This window comes from Vibrio rumoiensis (genome assembly GCF_002218045.2).
Classification (GTDB): domain Bacteria; phylum Pseudomonadota; class Gammaproteobacteria; order Enterobacterales; family Vibrionaceae; genus Vibrio; species Vibrio rumoiensis.
In genome coordinates this window covers 36,941-55,078 of record NZ_AP018688.1, presented here as the reverse complement: position 1 = coordinate 55,078, position 18,138 = coordinate 36,941, and the positions used below count along the sequence as shown (strand labels likewise).

7 protein-coding genes and 1 pseudogene are annotated in these 18,138 nt (G+C 45.8%); 5 read left to right on the top strand and 3 right to left on the bottom strand.

The features are described 5' to 3' along the window. Position 1: 1 nt before the first annotated feature. Positions 2 to 2,401: a phosphoenolpyruvate--protein phosphotransferase gene (ptsP, locus tag VRUMOI_RS18960; RefSeq protein WP_089139191.1), complete on the top strand. Its 2,400-nt coding sequence runs from the start codon at positions 2 to 4 to the stop codon at positions 2,399 to 2,401. 78 nt (positions 2,402 to 2,479) lie between these two features. Here the strand turns inward: ptsP and dhaR are convergent, their stop codons facing one another. Beyond that, positions 2,480 to 4,405 (bottom strand): dihydroxyacetone kinase operon transcriptional regulator DhaR, encoded by a 1,926-nt coding sequence (dhaR, locus tag VRUMOI_RS18955; protein WP_089139190.1) that lies wholly within the window; start codon positions 4,403 to 4,405, stop codon positions 2,480 to 2,482. A 214-nt stretch (positions 4,406 to 4,619) separates the two neighbouring features. Between dhaR and tnpC the strand changes: the two genes are divergently transcribed. Both tnpC and VRUMOI_RS18945 read left to right on the top strand, forming a co-directional pair. Further along, positions 4,620 to 6,026: an IS66 family transposase gene (gene tnpC, locus VRUMOI_RS18950; RefSeq protein WP_089139189.1), complete on the top strand. Its 1,407-nt coding sequence runs from the start codon at positions 4,620 to 4,622 to the stop codon at positions 6,024 to 6,026. Positions 6,027 to 6,211: 185 nt separating this feature from the next. Continuing rightward, a pseudogene (locus VRUMOI_RS18945) lies at positions 6,212 to 6,943 on the top strand (IS1634 family transposase); the annotation flags it as partial. Positions 6,944 to 7,756: 813 nt separating this feature from the next. Here VRUMOI_RS18945 and VRUMOI_RS18935 read toward each other — a convergent pair. Both VRUMOI_RS18935 and ltrA read right to left on the bottom strand, forming a co-directional pair. Next, positions 7,757 to 10,675: a Tn3 family transposase gene (locus VRUMOI_RS18935; protein ID WP_089139187.1), complete on the bottom strand. Its 2,919-nt coding sequence runs from the start codon at positions 10,673 to 10,675 to the stop codon at positions 7,757 to 7,759. Between the two features lie 271 nt (positions 10,676 to 10,946). Further along, positions 10,947 to 12,419: a group II intron reverse transcriptase/maturase gene (ltrA, locus tag VRUMOI_RS18930; RefSeq protein WP_089139186.1), complete on the bottom strand. Its 1,473-nt coding sequence runs from the start codon at positions 12,417 to 12,419 to the stop codon at positions 10,947 to 10,949. A gap of 311 nt (positions 12,420 to 12,730) precedes the next feature. Here ltrA and VRUMOI_RS18925 point away from each other — a divergent pair, with 311 nt between their 5' ends. Both VRUMOI_RS18925 and VRUMOI_RS18915 read left to right on the top strand, forming a co-directional pair. After that, positions 12,731 to 13,771 (top strand): IS110 family RNA-guided transposase, encoded by a 1,041-nt coding sequence (locus VRUMOI_RS18925; RefSeq protein ID WP_089139185.1) that lies wholly within the window; start codon positions 12,731 to 12,733, stop codon positions 13,769 to 13,771. A gap of 920 nt (positions 13,772 to 14,691) precedes the next feature. Then, on the top strand, positions 14,692 to 17,670 hold the full coding sequence (locus VRUMOI_RS18915) for a Tn3-like element ISShfr9 family transposase (protein WP_014979375.1): 2,979 nt from the start codon (positions 14,692 to 14,694) through the stop codon (positions 17,668 to 17,670). The last annotated feature ends 468 nt before the right edge of the window (positions 17,671 to 18,138 follow it).

Here is an 18,138-nt window from a genome sequence, read left to right as displayed (position 1 = left end):
GATGGTGGGAATTGTAGTTGTATCTCATAGTCGTCGCCTTGCAGAAGGGGTGGCCGAACTTGCCACCCAAATGACGCAAGGCAAAGCCAAGCTTGCGATTGCGGCTGGGATTGATGATCCAGAGAACCCGATCGGAACCGATGCCATAGCCGTGATGGAAGCGATTGAGCAGGTACATGATCAACAAGGGGTTGTTGTGTTGATGGATCTTGGCAGCGCGTTGCTTAGCACGGAAATGGCTCTGGATCTGATTGATGATCATGTGAGGGAAAATGTCACCCTTATCTCGGCCCCCATTGTTGAAGGGACCATGGCGGCGTCGGTGGCTGCTGCTGCCGGGCTACCTTTATCGACGGTAGTCGAAGAGGCACAGAATGCGTTAAGCGTAAAACGGGAGCACCTTGGTGATCAGCTACTAACATCCGCTGAGATAGCGCCAGTATCAGAGAACTTTGAGCAAGAACGGACATTTGATTGGGTAGTGCAAAATCCGAATGGATTACATGCTCGTCCCGCTGCGGCCATTGTTGGTGCACTCGCGCCTTTTGACTGCCAATTATGGTTGAAAAAAGGCGAGCGCCGTGTAAACGCGAAAAGCTTAAACAGCATTGCGAAACTTGGCGTTCGTAGCCAAGAGACGATCACGCTGTGCGCACTCGGCTCTCAATCCAGTGAAGCAATCAAGGAATTTGAAGCCTTAGCTAGTGAGCACTTCGGAGAAAAAGAGGCGGTTGAGCAAGGCATTATCGAATCTGAAGAGAGCACGGATACTTTGCTCGATGACATGGTCCCTAATCAGATTGAAGGTGCTGTTGTTGGTCTTCGAGTCAATGACGGTATCGCTACTGCTCCAGTTGTCCTTTTTACTCATGAAATGCCAGTTGTGCCTGAACGTGATTTCCAAAGTGAACAAGATGAAATTGAACGGGTTAAGCATGCGATAGGCGTGGTTGTTCAACATTTGCAGGAGCAAGCGAAGCAGCCGAAAGGGGAAATATTTTCTGCTCATAGCATGATGCTCAGTGACCCAGAATTATGGGCATCGGTTGAGTCGCGAATTCAAACGGGCATGATAGCCGAGCAAGCTTGGATAGAATCACTGCAAACGTTAGCCGACGAGTTTCGCCAGGCTGAAAGCCAGTACATGCGGGAACGCGAAGCTGATGTGCATGATATCGCACGCCAGGTTATGGTTGAAATGACAGGTGTAACGCCTAATGCCATCGACATTAAGGAACCGAGTATTTTGTTGGCCCGCGATCTGATGCCTTCTGATGTGGCCGGGCTTGATAAATCGAAAGTGCTTGGTATCTGTTTGAGTGAGGGAGGGAAAACCTCTCACAGTGCGATTCTTGCTCGTGCGATGGGGATTCCTGCCATCGTTAAAGCTCAGGGCTGCCTTGATGCTGTGCGTGCTGGTCAAGTGGTGACTATTGATGGCTTTCGAGGGCATTTATGGTTCTCTCCTTCAGATGCCGTACAGCAGGAATTAGAAGCTCAGCAAATTGAGTGGCAAAACTCACGACAAAGTGCACTAGCGAGTGCTCAGCAAGCCGCAGTCACCTGTGATGGTGTCCATATTCCAGTATTCGCCAATATTGGTGGACCGAAAGATATTGATGATGCACTAACATCAGGAGCTGAGGGCGTTGGTCTATTCCGGACTGAGTTTCTATTTCAAAACAGTGATGAGTTGCCGACTGAGGAAGCGCAATACCAAGTGTATCGTGATATTGCCGCCGCACTTGGTGATAAGCCACTTACGATTCGTAGTCTAGATGTTGGCGGTGATAAGCCTTTAGTCGCTTACCCTATGCCAGCGGAAGATAATCCATTTTTAGGTCTGAGAGGGGTGCGGTTGTGCCTTCAACATGAGTCATTGTTTACCGCCCAACTTCGAGCCATTCTGAGAGCCTTTCACGAGCAACCGAATATTCAATTGATGATACCGATGGTGGCTCAGGTTGAAGAAGTGAGAAAAGTAAAAGCGCTGTTGGCACATCAAGCAAACCAACTCGGCTTGGATGCGACTCATTTGCCTGTCGGTATTATGATTGAGGTACCCGCCGCGGTATTAAATGCAGATGCGTTAGCACAAGAAGTCGACTTTTTCTCTATTGGCACCAATGATTTGACTCAATATGTTATGGCAGCCGATCGAGGCAACGCTGCCGTTGCTGAATTGGTGAACTACTTTGAACCATCGGTACTAAAAGCCATTGAACTCACTTGTGCAGCAGGCGATCGCGCGGGCATACCGGTCAGTATGTGCGGTGAGATGGCTGGTGATCCAAATGCCACAGAAACATTACTTCGTGTTGGGTTACGAAAATTCAGCGCCAGTTCGAGTATGCTACCGGGACTAAAAGCGCAGATTCGTCAGTTGTCTGTCGATGTTTAATCGATACCTTTATCGTTAGTACATGTATACCGGCGTGCTTACGCCGGTTTTACTTTTGTAGGAACGCCACTTCTTGGCTTAATACAGCTTCATTTGCTCCTGCAGCCCAAACTTATTAATTTTTCTCCATAAGGTCGTGCGGCCAATTTGCAATGCTTTCGCCATATCATGCATTTTGCCATCACACTGATTCCAAGCCTGAACGATAGCTCTTCTCTCGGCTTCTTCTAACGTGATTACTGGCGTATTTTCTGCGGTATGGCGAGAATTCAGTTTAATGTCTTCAGGAATATCGTTCAGCTTGATTAAGTTGGAACTGCGGTTCAGCAAAATTCGCTCAGTTCGGTTTCTTAATTCAGAGTTGTTGCCTGACCAACGAAAATTCATCAACGCTTCCAGTGCGACTGGCTCTATCGAGATCGTCACATTGTGGCGGCGTTCATAATGGCTGATAAGCTGCTGGACGAGAAATTCAATGTCTTCTTTACGCTTTCGTAGTGGCGGAATATGCAGTTCGTTCGAGGAGATTTCATAATAAAGTTGCCGACCAAATGAGCGCTGAGTGACATACTCGCTGATCTCTGAAGCGGTGCTCGTAATAAGTTGAAAGTCTACGGGGATCAATCGCAAACTGTCGCTGCGGCTGACGAGCCCAGTTTTTAACAACTTAAGTAGCACGGCTTGTAAATCGGGTGACAGATATTCCACCTTTTCCAAAAAGAGCGTGCCGCCATGGGCGAGTTCAAACTTAGAGGGCATGCCTTGCCCCTCGTCGTATCCCAGGGTTTCTTTGACCAGTTGCTCTGTATTGATGGAGCGGCAGTTGAGCGTAATGATCGGCCCTTCTTTGTAGGTGCTTTCGTTATGAATCGCCATGGCGAGAGTGGCTTTTCCTACACCTTCTTCACCTGTAATTAGAATCGGTGATTTGGACTTTATGGCCCGTTTTGCCACGGTAATGACGTGCTTCATTTTTCGTGAAATAACAGGCAAAGTGCTGAATGTATAGCGCGCACTGCCACCTATTTGTTGTTGAGCAAGTTCGCGAATTTTATCGATGGGGTGCAAAAACAATAAGTGCGTGCCGTCGTTGAGTGGACGCAAGGTAATGATCGCTTCAACAAACTCGCCACGAACCTCTACCGTTGTGAGCTTGCGGTTGATGCTTGCACCCGACTCAAGACTATTGAGGACATTCGGCGGGAAACGTAAAACAGAAAAGACTTCTTTATCCAAAATCTGACTGGCTTCAATGTTTAACAAACGCTCTGATTGATGATTTACCATGGTAATACGGCTTTCTTCATCCCAGGCCAGAAGGCCATCATCCATGCATTCTAACGTTGCGTTGTGCGCACAAGTGAGGCGGTTAATGTTTTCTTGTTCCGACTGAATATGGATTTGCAAACTGACTTCTTTCGCGCTCGACGCGATGATGACTAAGTTTTCTTTCTTATAGCTCTCTGCTTTTTTGAGAAGGCATGTTGTGCCGCGTAACTTGCCAAATTGGTCGAAAACAGGTGCTGCTACAGAGGCATAAGAATGTAAGTGGCGATTGAAATGTTCTGCTGCGAAAACTTCACTCGGGATATGAGTACTAATACAGAGATTGACCGCATTTGTGCCAATTTTTCCTTCAGATAGAAAACAGCCTTGTTTAATGCCGAGCGCCTGCATCTCTTGCTGCATAGAGTGATGTCCCACAACGGAAAGAACGCAGCCGTTGCCGTCAGTTACCATCAATAGCAGGTCTTCGTCTCCTAGCATGTCGTAAGTGTCTTCAAGTACGGTCGTGGCGCATTCGATGAGGTGCTCGTTGCGTTTCATCAGAGATGAGAAGGTAAATCCAGAGGCAATATGTGGCTTTGACCAGGTGTAAGGACTGCATTGCTTTATGCAACGCTCCCACGACTCAAGTACGGGAGTGCGGGAAAATTCTGGAGATACCCAATGGTGTTTCTGGAAAAACGCCCATTTGGTTTTAGTGTCTTCGATTAAAAGCATGCCATACCGTTTCAATACTAGCGATAGATTGGTCTGATATTACAGGGACATACGAATATGGACTGTGATGGCTTTCACGCACGTCATACAGAAAGGACACGTAAAGAAAAGGTAACTATTCACCCAGGAGCTATTGACAGCAAATTTATGTGACTGAGTTAACTTGATCCCACATCCAACTTGAGTGATCTTTTTGTGGTGGCAATCTGGAGGTATGAATAAGAAAACATTACCTCCACCGCCAGATTTCGATTCGCCTGAAGAGGCGAAAGACATCATCCACTTTTTATGGAATAAGCTGGCAGAGCTTGAAGACCGACTAAATCAAAATAGTCGAAACTCTTCTGTGCCATCATCTCAACAACCCCTGCATAATAAAGCTAAGAATACTTCGCCAAATCGGAAGAAATCTGGAAAAAAGCAAGGAGCTCAACCAGGTCATAAAGGCCATCGCCGACTGCTTCACCCTGTTGAAGACAGTGCCTCGGTTGAGCAATACTTACCGAATAAGATATGCCACTGCGGTGGGTGTGTTATTCCAAATCGAAAACCTTATAAACGACACCAAATCTTTGACTTGCCAGATATCTCATACACGCTTGTTGAACATCAAATCTTTAAAGGCGAGTGCGCATGGTGTGGTGATAAACACCAAGCGGAGCTTCCAGAGTCTGTGCCCGATGTTCAAATGGGGCCAAATCTACATAGTTTTATCGCAATCCAGGCGACGCAGCACCACCAAAGCATAGGTAAAATACAATCTATGTTGAAAGACGTCTTCCAGCTTAACTTCTCAACAGGTGCAATATCAGCGGCGCAAGGACGAGTCACTGAATACTTAGCCGATACTCATACTCAAATTCATGAAACAGTCAAAGCATCTAAACTGATTATGGCTGATGAGACTTCGCATCAGCGCAATAATGATAAACGCTGGATGTGGGCCGCACTCAGCAATGACGTAGCCTTTTTCCAAATTAACAGTGGAAGAAACCAACATGCTGCCAAACGACTACTTGGTGAAGCGGTTTCACACCTTTTAATGACTGACCAATATTCTGCCTACAAATATATCGACGAATCTAAGCGCCAATTATGCTGGGCTCACATATTAAGGAACGTCATCGCTATCGAGGAGAGCGTTTGTCCTGAAAACCAAAAAATCGGAGAAAAACTCGCTTTAATCGCTCATAGCGTATTCAGGTGTCATCACCGATATATCGAAGAAAAAATTACCGAAAGCCAATATTACCGCCGACTCAGGCGATTACGAAAGAGCTGGCTTCATTGGCTCAAATTGGGTAGTTATCAATGCTCAAAACGATATCGAGGTAGATGTCGAAACCTCATCGCTGATGATGCCATGGTCTGGCGGTTTATGGACGACTCCGAGTGCCCGTTAACAAACAACGCAGCGGAGCGAGTTCTCCGTAATTACATACTGATGAGGAAGTGTTGTTACGTGACTCGCTCATATCGAGGCGACCCGTTCCGCGAACGAATGTTCTCGCTGATAGAAACAGCCAAACTTCAGCAGGTCTCTGCTTATAAATGGCTGCGTGAAATCGTCGAACATCACATGTTGAAAGTTGATTATCAGGCGCCAGTATTTTTAGCGTAAACCGTCGTCAATAGCTCGTGGGTGAATAGTTACCTTGCGAGCGTCTTTCATTTTGGTCCGGAACAGAATATTCCAGTATGACCGCTTATAGTACTGCATCTTAATCTTCATTGTGATTGCGTTCAGAGCACCCATTGACATCGGGAGGAAGTCCTTATAGTACGTTTTCGTTCCATTGGGCTTCAGACCCCGTAACGTTTTATAAGAACTTAGACAAAAATATCACCAAAGAGCTGAAAGCGCTGGGACAACTAAAGAAAAAGCAGTTTGCTTGCGCAGTGGATGCCGAGCAAGCAATGAGCGACTTCGCCAACCAGTGTCATTTGCTTGGCTTCGCTCAATCAACCATCGTTAAAGAGCCAATTTATTCAGGTCGTGGTCGGCCGAAGAAAGATGAAAAGCCGACGGGATACCACTATTTGATAGATGCTACGCCTTATACCGATCTAGAAAAGGTGAAACTGGCCAAGCTTAAAGTAGGTATGTTTATTCTCGCCACCAACGATACTGACAACACCGACCTAACAATGGTTGCATTGCTTGAACATTACAAGTCTCAGCAAAAGGTCGAGCGCGGCTTTCGCTTTTTGAAAAGCCCTGAGTTCTTAACATCATCAATTTTCCTGAAGAAACCTCAGCGAATCGAGGCACTACTGATGATCATGACGCTGAGCCTACTCGTCTACGCAAGCTTAGAGCACAAAATCCGAGAGAGTCTCACTAAGACCGAGGAATTCTTTCCTAGCATGGTAAAGAACAAGACGACAACTAAACCGACGGCACGTTGGGTATTCTTAAAATTCGAAGGTATCGATACACTCGAATTTGGCGGCCAAAGCTTCATAACGGGTGTTCAAGAGCATCAGACTCGGCTGCTTAAGCTTCTTGGTGTTCTGTATGAAGCAGTTTATTCCTAAATTGGCTGCGGAATCTCGGGAGCGCCACGAGGTGCTCAACACTGCTCTGGGCAAGAGACGCAGCCAAGCGATTAAATGGCATAATAAGCCCAGAACGTTAACCTAAACAATGGGTTAAGTCCAGTAGGGTGCAAAGTCCCTACCTAGGAAATTGCTAGTTCACCTAGAAGTCTGACTGGCATACATGATGGCAACAGCATGATATGAAGCCCAGTGACAAAGACGAGAAATCGTTGAGACGCAATGTAGGCCGTAGCATTAAGCGAACTTGGTTAAGCATCGTCACGCAAGTGGAAATGGGGAGTCGCTCTGAGTATACGAACCCTGCCACATACATTGAAGCAACTAGCGAAGGCAACTGTGTGGTTTCCCGGTGTAATACAAGATGGCATGCATTGAGGGATGTTGAGTAAACGTGGGAGAGCCTATTGCTGTGGGAGTCGCGCCCCAGCGCAGAGATATAAGAGGGGACCTCGAAATTCTCAGTGTATACACAATAGGCAGTCGGATGAGCCCATAGTACCAAAGATGATGAGGACAACATAACCTCATCTAGGGAAGGGGCCCAAACATAAATGACGTTTTTAAAGAAATTTCAGCAGGAGATTGCCGAATGGCTAGCACTTCAAATAAAGTTCGAGAATTTCAGCGAAAACTTTACCTGCGCTCAAAGCAGGAGCCAGACCAAGCATTTTATAGTCTGTATGACAAAATTTGTCGTTTCGACATCCTGTGGGATGCCTTCTATTTGGGGTCACACGACGATTCGGAAAATATTGTACGCTAAGAGCATAACATAATGACTTTAAACGATTAATTATCCAGTTCTGGCCATATGTAATCTCCCGTTAAATTTATATGTTCCCACCCTAAAGGAGATAAGTGGCTAAGCAATGCATCATCGATGATTTCCCCACGGCTGCGGAGTGTTTCTAATGCCTGACTGATGTACTCTGTATTCCATAAAATAATTGCAGCAACAACCAGATTAAGCCCACTGGCGCGGTAACGTTGGTTTTCAAAGCTCCGGTCTCTTAATTCCCCCAATCGGTTAAAGAAAACTGCCCGAGAAAGAGCATTTTTCGCTTCACCTTTATTAAGGCCAGCCTGAACTCGACGTCTAAGATTAATATCTTGCATCCACTCCAGAGTAAATAAAGTGCGTTCTATACGCCCTAACTCCCGCAATGCCAGTGCCAATCCGTTTTGACGGGGATAGCTACCGAGCTTTCTCAGCATCAGAGAAGCTGTGACCACTCCCTTTCCGATTGATGCAGATAATCTGAGGATATCGTCCCAATGCAAGGCGATATAATCAAAGTTCACATCCCCACCAATTAGCCCTCCTAATGTCGGATAATCCGATTTGTTACCGGCTATATACAGACGCTTATCTGAAAGATCACGTATTCGTGGAGCAAATTTGAATCCCAATATTGGCATGAGTGCAAATACATGATCAGTGAATCCAGCGGTATCCGTATAATGTTCTTCAATGTTGAGTTCAGATTCATGGTTAAGAAGGCCATCCAGTACATAGGTGGCATCTCTCGCAGGGGAGTTGATGATCCGGGTATGAAACGGCGCATAGTGGTCTGAAATGTGAGTATAAAAAATACTTCCCGGCTCTGAGCCATATTTAGCATTAAAGTGTCCCTTGGATTCTCCCCGACCTCCCGCATTAAATCGCTGCCCATCCGAAGAGGATGTCGTACCATCACCCCACCATTGAGAAAAATGATGTTGATGCTGTGCATTTGTCAGCTCAGCCAATGCTTTACTGTAAGTATCGTCTCGAACATGCCAGGCCTGTAACCAAGAGAGTTTAGCGTAAGAAGTACCAGGGCAGGATGAGGCCATTTTTGTCAGACCTAAGTTGATTCCGTCTGCAAGAACAGCAGTCATTAACATTACTCGGTCAGATGCGGGTTGTCCCCCTTTCAAATGAGTAAAATGGCGTGAGAAATCTGTCCATCTGTCTACCTCCAGAAGAAGTTCAGTTATTTTCACTTTAGGCATAAGTGCTGATACCTTCCTAATCAACTTCTCAGCCTCATCTGGAACAGAGTTCGTCAACGGTGTAATGCGCATTCCGCTGGCAGTCACTATCGTACCGGGAAGGTTGTTGTCAGCAGCATGGAGTTCGACTCGTTTCAATGCGGTGACTAGCTGGTTCTTTTTCTGTTCAAGGAATAACTCACCGTCAGTTTCAATATCCAGCCCTAACTCTTGTTGGCTAAACAGTGCGCGATATTTGTCGAGAGGAAGCAGGTAATCTTCAAAGTCCATAAACTGTCGGGAATGACGAACCCATATGTCACCCGAACGAAGCGCATTTTTCAGTTCTGAAAGGACACAAAGTTCATAATACTTTTTATTGATTTCTTCCTCAGTAAAGACAAGGGAGGCCCATCGTTTTCGAATAAAGTCAGTCGGTACGTCTTCGGGTAACTTACGCGCTTTGGTCAGGTTCAGTTTACGAAGGACATTAACCGCATCAAGCAGAGACTGGCTGACTGGAGCCGCCTTTAATTCCAGTGCATCAAGAAACGCCGGAGTGTAACGGCGTAACTGAGGATACGCATCAATAATGAGCGTAAGATGATCAAACTCTGGTTGGCTAAGTTGCTCTGCGCTTTTGATACTATCAAGAAAGACCTGCCAGCCAATGGAGGTTTCAATAGCATCAAATGGATCACTTTTTGATTCTCTGGCTTTCTGAATAAGGCGTCCGGCCTGTGACAGTACCTTTAGTTGCTCATTAATTTGCTTGCCTGAGCTTTGAAACTGTTCAGCATGTTTTCGTCTGGCAACATTCTCTTTACTAGCCATGATTCGGTCATGCATATCTATGAGTTCATCAATCAAAGTGGCTCTTGTATCAAGTACCACAGCCGCCAGTGTTGCGTGTCGTCTTAACGGTTCGAAATCCCTGAGATGTTGTGGTGTCATTTGACCACCTTCACGGGCTATTTTTCTGAGCCTATTTTGATGAACCATTTTTTCCAGACCATCAGGCAGAGATAGTGCCTGAATATATTCAATTCTCTCTATATGTTTTAGAACGTGCTTTGCATTGGGAAAACCATGTGGCTGCCGTAACCAGTTAATAAACGTCTGGCTTTGCTGGTTCCGCATCAGTAGAAGTCGATCCAACTGCTCTTTTTGACCTTCAGACAATTCCGATGTCAGTGCACGATATACTCTCTTCGTTCCGAGAGTGATCGCTTCCGCGCATATCCTTTCCAATACCTCCATGCCAGGAATAACTACCTTTTGGGTGCGTAGATAATCCAACAACGTTTTGGCAAGCACCATACCTGATTCGGTTTGGACCGAAGTCTTTAGTAAATATTGTACGGACAAACGAAAATGGGACAGAGTAAAAGAGGCCATCCCTAACCAGTTCATCAGCTCAGTGAGATGTTCCCTGCGGGTCGTCTTTCTTATCGCATACCTCTTCCAATGTGTTATTGGTACACCGAGTTGTTCACTTACGAAAGACAGCAGGTGGGCTGGAGGTTCTTCATCTGGAGGAATGGGTTTTCCGGGATATCGCAAGTAGCAAAGCTGAATAGCAAACCCAAGTCTATTGTGTTTCCCTCTCCTTTGGTTAATAAGGGCAAGGTCGGCATCGTTAAATAGGTAGTGTCGGACAAGATCATGATGCTCTTGAGGAAATGCCGTTAATGTTTCACGTTCAGATAACGTGAAGAGGGTTTTGCGTGGCAATCTTATTTCCTCCGGTAGCTATGTCAAAAGGACACACACTTAGCTAACCAGATAAATGCCTCAATTAAAACCCGATGCTGACAATCCGGTTTCATAGGTGTGAGGTACGACAGAATCGCTTGGTGATCACACACTGAAAATCAGTATCGTAACTCGGAAATGTCGGATAGGCGACACCTGTTACCAGATGCCGCCCTCCTGAGAACCGTACGTGCAACTTTCACTGCATACGGCTCAAGCCTCCACTAAGGCGTTAGTGTTACCCAGCAATTCACAAAGCTGTTGCAACAGGTTCAAACCATGAGTTACGACCTGTATTTTTCACCTTACGTTCATTGAGAAAACCTTCCCAAAAAGGATCGAACGGGTTCGCTTGACTCATGATTTTTACATGTCGCTTGATTGGCACTTGACCGATTTGAAACAGTCGGATCACGCCATACAGCCCATCCTTTTTAAACCAGCCATGGAAAATCCATTGCCCTTGATAGTTTAGAAAGTACTTGTGTGCGATCCATTTACGCCCCTTGTTTGGGTGACGCCTGACTGACCATCGCCATAACGCTAGAAACACCTGATGGCCAACATAGCCGAAGGTTTGTTTAGCAACACAATGGCGATAGTAATTCGCCCATCCTCGTAGTTTTGGATTCATCATCTTGATGAGATCGGCTACTGGGATTGTTGCGTGTTTTCTGATGACGTCACGCATGTTTCGTAAGAATGATAATACGTTGGACTTGCTCGGTTTAATGAGCAGTTTTCCTTTGTACTTTCTGGCGTTAAAGCCAAGAAAGTCAAAGCCATCATTAATATGAGTCACATGCGTTTTCTCTTCAGAAAGCGTTAAACCTCTTTCTTGTAAGAAAGTCATCAGTTGCGGCTTAATGTCATTCACAAAAACTTCCTTTGAAGACCCAGTGATAACAAAGTCGTCAGCATAACCTATAAAGTTGACTCTGCTGCCTGTTTTGCGAGCGATAGACTTAGTTAACTTTTCTAGTCCGACAAGAGTAAGTAACATCAGGGTGGGTGAAATTATCCCGCCTTGTGGTGTTCCCTCTGCCGTTTTGTAGAACAGCCCCTTGTCTATATAGCCACATCCCAGCCATTGCTTGAGCATCCTTTTGTCTGTCGGGATATTATCAAGTAGCCACTGGTGACCTATCTTGTCAAAACAAGCTTTGATATCCCCCTCAAGAACCCATTGTGCTGCTCCCTTTTTGCATAGGCATTTGAAGCACTGCTGTATTGCATCGGCTGCGCTTCGATTGGGTCTAAACCCATAGCTGTTAGGGTCGGCAATTGTTTCAGATATAGGTTCTAGTGCGAGAAGGTGTAACGCTTGTTGCGCTCGGTCTATCATACACGGGATACCTAATGGTCTAAGCTTGCCGTTTTTCTTTGGGATATAGATTCTTCTGAGCGGTTTGGCTCGATAGCCTTTTCTGCTCAGTAAGCTGACTGCCGCCATTCGACGTGCATCGGTGTTCCAGATGTCGCCGTCAATTCCTGGCGTTTTACTGCCTTTGTTTTGTGATACTCGACGAACAGCGAGAAGTTTTGCTGCTTTCGAGTGAGTCAGTATCCACTGTAGTGCTTTTGCCTTACCGTGTTTACCTTCTCGGATTGCTTTTGCAATGCGCATCTGGAGCCTTAACACATGACGCTCAACCGCTTTCCAGTCGATGGATTGCCATTGGGCGCTGCCAGAAGGGGCACTCACTTCATGAGAAGAGATCATCTGCGTTCCTTCTTAAATAAAGTTTTCCAAATCATCTTGCAATGGGAGACCAGTTGGAAGTGGGCACACTTTCGTGTCAGACATTCGTCTGTATCTGCATCATTACAATGCAGCATTCGCTTTTTCCAACCTCCTTTACCAGCACCGCTATCGGCTCTCTTCACAGACAGCTTTCCCGAAGGAACGATACTGGCTTACCGTGTTCCGCATGTCGCGCAATATCAGGGTAGATGCCCACTATAGATGTATGGACTCCTCTCCCCCCAGGGAGTACGGTACAGATACATCTGATAAAACTGTGGAGAGCAGATATGGAAGACAATCTTTTACTTGCAATCGACTTAGCGAAAAACTCATTTCAAGTTTGCTATATGAGAAACAACGGTGAAGTTCTTTTAAACAAAGCTATTAGTCGTAACAGTTTGATTAAACTGCTAACTGGAAAGAAGAGGTTTTCCTTGGTAGCCATGGAAGCTTGTGGTGGTGCTCACTATTGGGCCCGCTTAGCCAAAGGAAACGGCCATGAGGTAAAAATCATCCAACCTCGATCAGTTAAAGGGCTACAACTTAAGCAAAAGACGGATAAGAACGATGCTTATGCAGTAGGTGTTGCTGCTCTTCTCCCTCATATATTCAGTTGTAATTTGATGTCTGAAGATGAGCAAGGGTTGCAGTGCTTAGATCGAGCTCGAGCATTACAATTAGCACAGCGAACAGCTCTCAGTAATCAGATGCGTGGGTTCCTAAACGAATATGGCATCGTGTTGCCTAAAGGAATAGCCCCTTTAGTAAAACGGATCCCAGAAATATTAGAAGATGCCGAAAATGGCTTGCCTGATAGTTTACGCCAGGTACTAGCTTCACAAGCTGATATCCTAGCGATGCAAACAGAACAAATAGAATACTACGACTGTTTGATTGCAGAACACATCAAACAAAACAAAATTTGCCAAAAGCTGAGTAAACTGGAGGGTGTCGGCCCAATTGTAGCGTTAGGTCTAATGATACGTTTAGGTGACGGTAAAGAATTTACACACAGTAGGGATGCATCTGCTTGTATTGGATTAACACCGAAACAACACTCTACAGGTGGTAAAGAACGGATTGGGCATATTTCTAAAAGTTGTGCAGATAAGCGCTTGAGAAGTCTCTTGTATCAAGGAGCAATGTCCATAGTGTACAAAGTAACACTTCGTGCTCCAACAACAGAGAAAGAACGATGGCTAAAATCTATCGTAGAGCGGCGTGGTAAGAAAATAGCCGCAATAGCTATGGCAAATAAAACTGTTAGAACAGCCGTTGCACTCATAAAAAGTGATAGTGACTACCAACCATTGCCGATTCAAGCGTAATTATCGTTAAATAAAATTTTAATTCAATGGCTTGCATAAAATAAAGCGATAAGAAAACCAATGGAATTCAGCTCCGCACTAAAGTATTCGGATACTGCACTATAGACTTGAACCATTGGGGCGAACACATCAAAGGGCAGGAATAGCTATCCAAAAAGAGCCCGTATATAAGTGCGCAACTATCGTCATATTTTAAAGGCATTGATTAAAACGAGGAGTCCATATAAGTGCGGAGAGTGCAGTGACCACGAAAAAGTACTGTCCAACCTCTTTCCAACTCTCATTGCCTTTTGGCTACAGCGTAATAACCACTTCCGCTGCTTCATCATATAACGCACCTTGAATGGATTCACATATGTTCATCATACTGACTACCTAGCACTTACCCGAATTGTGGTTTTCAGGAGGAACGTCCTCTCACGATTCTTTTCCCACTCAGCCCAACTGCCAAGTTTCGTTACATTGTCCGAGCCGCTGCTTTATTCAGGCTCGTAGGTTCATCTGGTGATACAGACGGTTCACTCATAAAGCGGTGAACAACGCTTCATACGACTTCAGGTCGCACGGACAGAAATGGTTTAGAGTATTTACTTAAATTAGCAAAGGACGAATAACTTCTGGTATGGAAACTCAGTGTCCAATCTAACAGGAGCAATTTAGTTAATAGAAATGCAGCTTCATCGCGACGCTCTATATGTATTGGCTTAACAAAGGTGCTGCCAGCTTCAATGCAATACCACACATGATGCATGAAATCGCAGAATCTAAAATTCGCCATGTTGGGGTTCTAGGGATTTTCCCCTCTAAAAAGACATAATTCTCTGTAGACCACACCAATAAATGGCTGCGGAGGTGGGTTACTACTTATAAGTGTGGCAAATTAGGTAAATATCGTACATTTAATACGGAACAGCCCTGATATGGCCATCAAAAACGAAATTACTATTCTCACGAGAGCAGAACAGGCAAATCTTTATTCCCCACCCATTTTTTCAATCGAAGAACAACGTCTGTACTTTTCTCTGAACGATGCGGAATTGGCAGTTTTTCGGTCAATTCGTCTCAGAGCTCATAGATGTTACTTTGTCGCGATTTTGGGATACTTCAAATCAAAGCCCGTCATCCTAGATATCGCTTACTCGCAGGTTTCTAAGGATTTAATGTTCATCAGTAAAGAGCTGCTTGGCGGCAAGGGGCTCAGACCATTCACTCCCTCACAAAAACAAAAAGATCGACTCTACGCAAAAGTATTAGACCTTGCTGGTTATCACAAATGGGACGAAAGTCAGCACTTCAATTCTCTTTTCGACCACCTTGTTCAGGTGGGCAATGCCTGGCTGGAGCCGCGTTACCTCTTTGATACTGCTATTGAATTCCTAACCAGTCACAGCATTGCTATCCCTAGGTACACCGTACTCCAGAGACTGATAAGCAGAGCGATGCAGCAGGTCAGAAAAGACCTGGCGCACCAACTTAATCAACTCACCAGTCCTGAACTTCACGTCTTTCTGGACAGCATAACAGCCATTGATGACGGACTAAGCCTGAACCAGCTCAGAGGCGGTGCAAAAAGTCTGACCGTACCTGAACTTAAAAAAGAGCTTGCCCTTTATCATCAGTTAGCGCCATGGCGCACGCAAATCAATGGCGTTATCGATGGGCTTAATCTGTCTCTTAAAAATCGACAACACTTCGGTGAGCTCATCAACTATTACGGTAGTAAACTCAAACGATTCAAACGCGCACAGCAGCATCTATGGTTGCTATGTCACCTGACAGAGCGGATACAACTGGCACTGGAACGGTTAACTGATGGGTTCATTTACCATATCCGCAAGCAACAAGAAGCTGCCAACACCTTTGCACAACAAGCAGTGTTCCTGTCCTGGCAGTCAGCCGCGGACAATGTCACGAAAGCGGCAGAGTTACTGCATCTGTTTGTGGATGAGAACATTGATGATAATCAACCCTTCTCAGTAGTCAGACAACAGGCATTGAAGGTCATGAATGACAGGGATATCCAGACCCTCTGCCTTTACCTGAAAAAACAGAAACGGACCGTGGAAGAGTACCAGTGGCAACATTACGATGAACAATGCAATCTCCTGGAGCAACTGTTAAGGCAGGTGTTCTTGTGCCTTGAATGTGAGGCCGGTAAAGGCTCAGAAGCCGTCGTCGCCCAACTTCAACAGATGCAGACGGAAATCGCATTCGGTGGACCACTGAAGACGATGGATACGTCGCTCATCCCGAAAAAGCACCTCCCATGGTTGGTTAAACAGGATAACGTTAACCCGCAACGTTACGAATGGCTGCTCTACCGGCAGTTAACCTCACGACTGAATGGACGCATTTATTTGCCAAATGTTACCAAATACCGCGCACTGGAAGACGACCTGATCCCCCAGACATCGCAGGATACCTTGCTGGCCTCATCAACACTGGACAGACTAAAACAGCCCGCAGAGTTATTGTTACAGGAGAAACAACACCGGCTGGAAAGTGCACTCAAAGACGTTGCTCTCCATATTGATGAGGGAGACAATCGAAATGTGATCATGAAAAATCGTACCGGTACCCGCTGGCGTCTGCCGACCAAAAGCGCTACATCTCTGGTCAACAATCCCTTTTTTAAGCGAATGCAACCGGTCGGTATCGCGGATGTACTGCGGTATGTAGAGCGCGAAACCGGGTTCATGAAATGTCTGACTCATGTACTTCCGATACAAAAACAAGGGTTCACTCATCAGGATGATTTACTGGCCATTCTGATTGCCAACGCCACTCACCGTGGTGTGTATGGCATGGCGCAGATCTCCGATCGAAGCTATGAACACCTGAGTACGGTGCAGGCCAACTATATCCGGCCTGAAACGCTGCATGACGCCAGCGACGTGATCAATAATGCGGTTGCAGCGCTACCCATCTTCCGCCACTACCATATTCAGGAGGACCAGCTGCATGCCAGTGCGGATGGTCAGAAATTCGAAACCCATCTGGAAACCTTTAAAACCCGGTACTCCTCTAAGTATTTCGGCACCAACAAAGGGATCACGGCCATGACACTGGTGGCCAACCACAGCGCCCTCAATGCTCGGATCATCGGTTCCAACGAGCACGAATCACACTATATTTATGACCTGTTACAATCCAACAGCAGTGAAATCAAACCTGACGTACTCTCGACAGATACACACGGTGTCAATCATGTTAACTTCGCCTTACTGGATCTATGCGGTTACAGTTTTGCACCGCGATACGCGCAGTTCAGTAGTGTCATCAATGATCTGTTTGACGTAACTGAAAATGAACACGGCGGCACCAACCTTGCCCTGAAAAAGCCCATCAGGACGAATGTCATCGAAACGGGATGGCAGGATATTAGGCGCATTGTTCTGTCACTTCAGACAAAGCGAACGACACAGGCAATGCTGGTAAGAAAGTTGTCTGGTTATCCTTCGGGGCACCCGACATTACAGGCGCTGACGGAGTATAATCGACTGGTCAAAGCGCAATATTTACTGGATTACATAGACAATGCCAGTTTGCGGCAGTACGTTCAGCGTGCCCTTAACCGGGGAGAAGCGTGGCACTTCCTGAGACGGGCTATTGCGTCGGTGAATGGCGATCAGTTCCGAGGCAAAAACGAGAGTGAAATCGCTATCTGGAATGAATGTGCAAGATTGCTTGCCAACGCGATCATCTACTTCAACTCCGCGATACTGAGTCATCTGCTGGGACACTTTGAAGCGAGAGGAGATGAAGAGAAAGCGGGTATCACTCGTGCTGTTTCGCCCGTTGCGTGGCAAAATATCAACTTAAGCGGAACGTATAACTTCACTAATACTGGGAAATTGCCCAATATTGGCGAAATAACAAGGCCGATAGTGGATGATTAGGCTCCAAGCTGAAAGTAAACCACCTCCGCAGCCATTTATTGGTGTGGTCTACAGAGGATTATGTCTTTTTAGAGGGGAAAATCCCTAGAACCCCTAAATGGTTAGTTGAGCTGCTGGAAAAAGGTGTGGATTTGGACGATCTGAAGATTCGAGAAAGGGAGTGAACGATGGGCAATGTGATTGAGTTTAAGAGGCCGAAAGGCGAAAGAAACCAAAAAGACAAAATGCCTAAAAGGGGGGTACTACTGTGGTTCAAAAAGACTGCCCTGTCCCTCAAAAACAACCTCTTTACCTACTCTAAGTCATGTTGCTGTATTTGTTTATTTTTCGTAAGCGCTGCGTCAAGAAAGCTATTGAAGTTGATCGCCACACTATCAATCGTGCTGTTTCTTGTCGAGTGGTTTATGGGCCGTTTGGGAGCGCCAGAGTTTTATAACCTGTTGTTCCTAATGGGATTGCTGTTGGTTA